The following is a 3,394-nucleotide window of genomic DNA, read 5'->3' as shown; positions in this document are numbered from 1 at the left end:
GTCACCCCCACCCATACCGACACCCACACGAACACCTACCCCTACCCCCACACCCACACCGACACCGACGCCAACGCCGGCACCAACTGCCCCGACTTTTGCCAAGGCATTTAGCCCCACCTCAGTGGCCGCTGGCCCCACTGCCAAAACAACCCTGACCTACACAATTACCAACACAGCCGCCCTGCCGCTGACCGGCCTCTCTTTCTCCGATCCGCTACCTGCCGGCTTAGTTGTTGCCACTCCGAATAACTTGAACAACGGCTGTGGCGGAACGGTGGCAGCTCCGCCAGGAGCAACTTCTATTTTGCTGGTCAACGGCTCACTGGGATCCAACGCCAGTTGCACCATCAGCCTGGATCTTCAAGTTACGGCCACCACCGCGGGATCCCTGACCAGCCCAGCAGTAGTCCTCAGCAGCAACCAAGCGCCCAATGCTACTGCCGCTGCTATCAACCTGACGGTAACGGTGCCGCCTCCCACCTTTACCATGGCCTTTTCTCCCAACCCGCTTGGCCCAATCTCTTCTAATCCTCCTTCTATCGGCACTGGAACGCTGACCTTCACCATCACCAACAACGCCGCTATACCCTTGACCGGCGTGAGCTTTAGCCACACCTTGCCAGGAGCGCCGCCTTTGACAGTAGGGCCTAGCCAACCTCCTCCACCTTCTGCTGGCTGCGGTACTGGAGCTAGTCTCGCAGCTTCCGGAAACACCATTCAATTCACCGGGGGACAAGTGGCTGTGGGCGCAACTTGTATAGTTACCATCCCTGTCCAGACGGCAACTTTGACAACACCCGGCACCTACAGCTACCTCAACTCCCCGGTTACGTTGAACAGCACGCAGGCAGCTCCTGTCCAGGCCGGGCCGGTTACTTGGACAGTGGTGGTGAACTAGTCCTGCAAAAGCAGCTCGGCAATTTGAATGGCGTTGAGGGCCGCTCCTTTGCGGATCTGATCCCCGCACAGCCACAGCTCCAGGGCCTTGGGCTCGGAGATATCCTGGCGGATGCGGCCCACGGCCACTTCGTCTTTGCCGGCTACATCAATGGGCATGGGGAAGCGGTTGCGTTCCCAGTCTTCGATGAGCGCCACTCCAGGGGCTTGGGCCAAGAGTTGCCGAGCCTTTTCTACAGGAAAGGGCTGTTCAAACTCCAGGTTGAGGGCCTCGGCATGGGTGCGCAGCACCGGCACCCGCACACAGGTAGCCGTCAGCCGCAGGTTGGGGGATCCCATAATCTTGCGGGATTCGTTGACCATTTTCATCTCTTCCTGGCAGTAGCCGTTCTCTTGCAGGGGGCTGTTGTGGAGGAAGAGGTTGAAGGCAATGGGGTAAGGGAACACCTGGGGCTGCAACGGCTGCCCCTGGAGGTAGGCGCGGGTTTGCTCTTGCAGCTCCACCATGGCGCGGGCCCCGGCCCCACTGGCCGATTGATAGGTGGCGGCCACCACGCGGCGCAGGGGGATGTGGCGATGCAGGGGGTAGATGGCCACGCACATTAGGATGGTGGTGCAGTTGGGATTGGCAATGATCCCTTGGTGACGGAAGGCTTCCTGGGGGTTGACCTCCGGCACCACCAGCGGAACATTGGGATCCAGGCGAAAGGCGCTGGAGTTGTCAATCAGCACCGCCCCCGCCTCGACGATGGTCTTGGCCCAAGTTTTGGAAACACTTGCCCCGGCAGAGGCCAAGACCAGGTCCAGACCCCGAAAGGACGCTTCTGCAACCGGCTCCACCGGGATCCGTTCTCCCTTGAAGGTCAAGTAGGTGCCCGCCGAGCGGGGCGAGGCCAACAGCTTCAGCTCTGCCACCGGAAAGCGGCGCTCTTCCAGCAGCTTCAGCAGCTCCACTCCTACGGCTCCTGTGGCCCCTAGGATGGCTACCCGTTGTTGCCGTCCCATGCTTTCTTGTCCTCAGCTTTTCCTAATTCTAGGGCTCAAGAGGTTGCCGTCATCGCCGCCAGAGCGGCCTGCACATCCGCCAGCTCGACTTGATCGGTCAGCTCCGCTTGGCCAATCCGGCGGGGCAGAACGAAGCGGATCCGCCCTTGCTTGACTTTTTTGTCCGCCTGCAGCGCCTGCAGCACCGCCTCCCAAGGGATCCCGGCGGGCCAGTGGCTGGGCAGCCCTGCCCTTTCGATAAGGCGTCGCTGCCGCTCGGCCTCAGCCGCGCTCCACCACCCCAGGCGACGGGCGATCTCCCCCGCAGCCACCATGCCAATGGCCACCGCCTCCCCGTGCAGGTAGCGGCGGTAGCCGGTAACGGTTTCCAGGGCATGGCCGAGGGTATGGCCGTAGTTCAAGATGGCCCGCAGGCCCCCTTCCCGCTCGTCCTGTTGCACCACCCAGGCTTTGCACTCGGCACAGCGCCGCAGCAGATAGTGCAGATCCGCAGGGGCAAAATCGGCGTAGCGCCTCAGCCTGGGCCGGTCTTGCAAAAACTCAAATAGGTCGGCAGCCTGGATGACGCCGTATTTGATGACTTCCGCCAGGGCCGAGGTAAATTCCCGCCGGGGCAGGGTCTGCAACAGCGTTGGGTCGATCCACACCAGGCGCGGCTGGTAGAAGGCGCCGATGAGGTTTTTCCCGCCAGGATGGTTGACGCCGGTCTTGCCGCCGATGGCCGCATCCACCATGGCCAAAAGCGAAGTGGGCACCTGGACAAACGGGATCCCGCGCAGCCAAGTGGCGGCGGCAAACCCCACCATATCCCCAATGACCCCCCCTCCCAGGGCCACGAGGGTGGAAGAGCGCTCCAGGCCAAAGCTCAAGGCAGCATCGTAGATCTTGGCCACCGAGCGCAGGGTTTTGTAGCGCTCGCCGGCGGGCAACAGAAAAAGACGGGCAGCAAACCCCGCTTGTTGCAACCCTTGCATCAACTTTTCGCCAAAATGCTTGGCAATGCCGGGGTGGCTCACCACCAGCGCCTTGCCCGAAAGTCCCCTGGCTTGCAGTTGGGATCCCAACTGGATAAGGCTGTGGCCGCCGGAGCCTTCGGGGGACTGGATGAGAATGTCGTAGGAGCCGTGGGGAAGCTTGACGGGGATCAGACAGGGATCCATAGGTGCTGCTGTTGAAGAGATGGGATCCATTGACACTCCCAGCGCCTAAAGGCGGGGGATTCTTACGCAGTCCACAAAAGAACCCGTAACGGCGTTGTCAAAGCGCCTCTAGACAGTTCCTGAAGGCCGCGGCAGGTTTGGTCTTAAACTCATTCCTTCTTGCCAGGAGAGCCTCAGCTTTTTCTTAAAGCTACTGAGTGCCTCAGCTACAGACTTACAGGTCTGTTGTGCGGCGGAAACATACATTGCGATGAAGTGCTTGTTTTGGGTTCTCGCCATCTCAGCACAAAGCTCACCATAGCTTGCCCATCGCTTCGTTTTGAAATAGA

3 protein-coding genes and 1 pseudogene are annotated in these 3,394 nt (G+C 60.8%); 1 reads left to right on the top strand and 3 read right to left on the bottom strand.

Features of this window, described 5'->3' with window-relative positions:
- The first annotated feature begins 124 nt into the window (after nt 1-124).
- Nucleotides 125-901, top strand: a complete 777-nt coding sequence (locus NW848_RS12655; RefSeq protein WP_414511177.1) for a hypothetical protein — start codon at nt 125-127, stop codon at nt 899-901.
- Here NW848_RS12655 and NW848_RS12650 read toward each other — a convergent pair.
- From NW848_RS12650 to NW848_RS12640, 3 genes and pseudogenes are all read right to left on the bottom strand, one after another.
- Nucleotides 898-1,905, bottom strand: a complete 1,008-nt coding sequence (locus NW848_RS12650) for an aspartate-semialdehyde dehydrogenase (protein WP_414511176.1) — start codon at nt 1,903-1,905, stop codon at nt 898-900. The genes NW848_RS12655 and NW848_RS12650 overlap by 4 nt on opposite strands.
- A gap of 35 nt (nt 1,906-1,940) precedes the next feature.
- The gene (gene aroB, locus NW848_RS12645) at nt 1,941-3,065 is read right to left on the bottom strand and encodes a 3-dehydroquinate synthase (protein WP_099883808.1); all 1,125 of its coding nucleotides are present in this window, start codon (nt 3,063-3,065) and stop codon (nt 1,941-1,943) included.
- 108 nt (nt 3,066-3,173) lie between these two features.
- Nucleotides 3,174-3,394 (bottom strand): annotated as a pseudogene (locus NW848_RS12640) (RNA-guided endonuclease TnpB family protein); the annotation flags it as partial.

This window comes from Synechococcus sp. RC10A2 (assembly GCF_047502605.1).
Note: the sequence above shows the minus strand (reverse complement) of the source record. Positions and strands in the feature narration are given on the sequence as shown.

Coding starts and splice junctions, on each gene's coding strand:
- aroB (WP_099883808.1), bottom strand. CDS start 3,065: ATGGATCCCTGTCTGATCCCCGTCAAGCTTCCCCACGGCTCCTACGAC.
- NW848_RS12650 (WP_414511176.1), bottom strand. CDS start 1,905: ATGGGACGGCAACAACGGGTAGCCATCCTAGGGGCCACAGGAGCCGTA.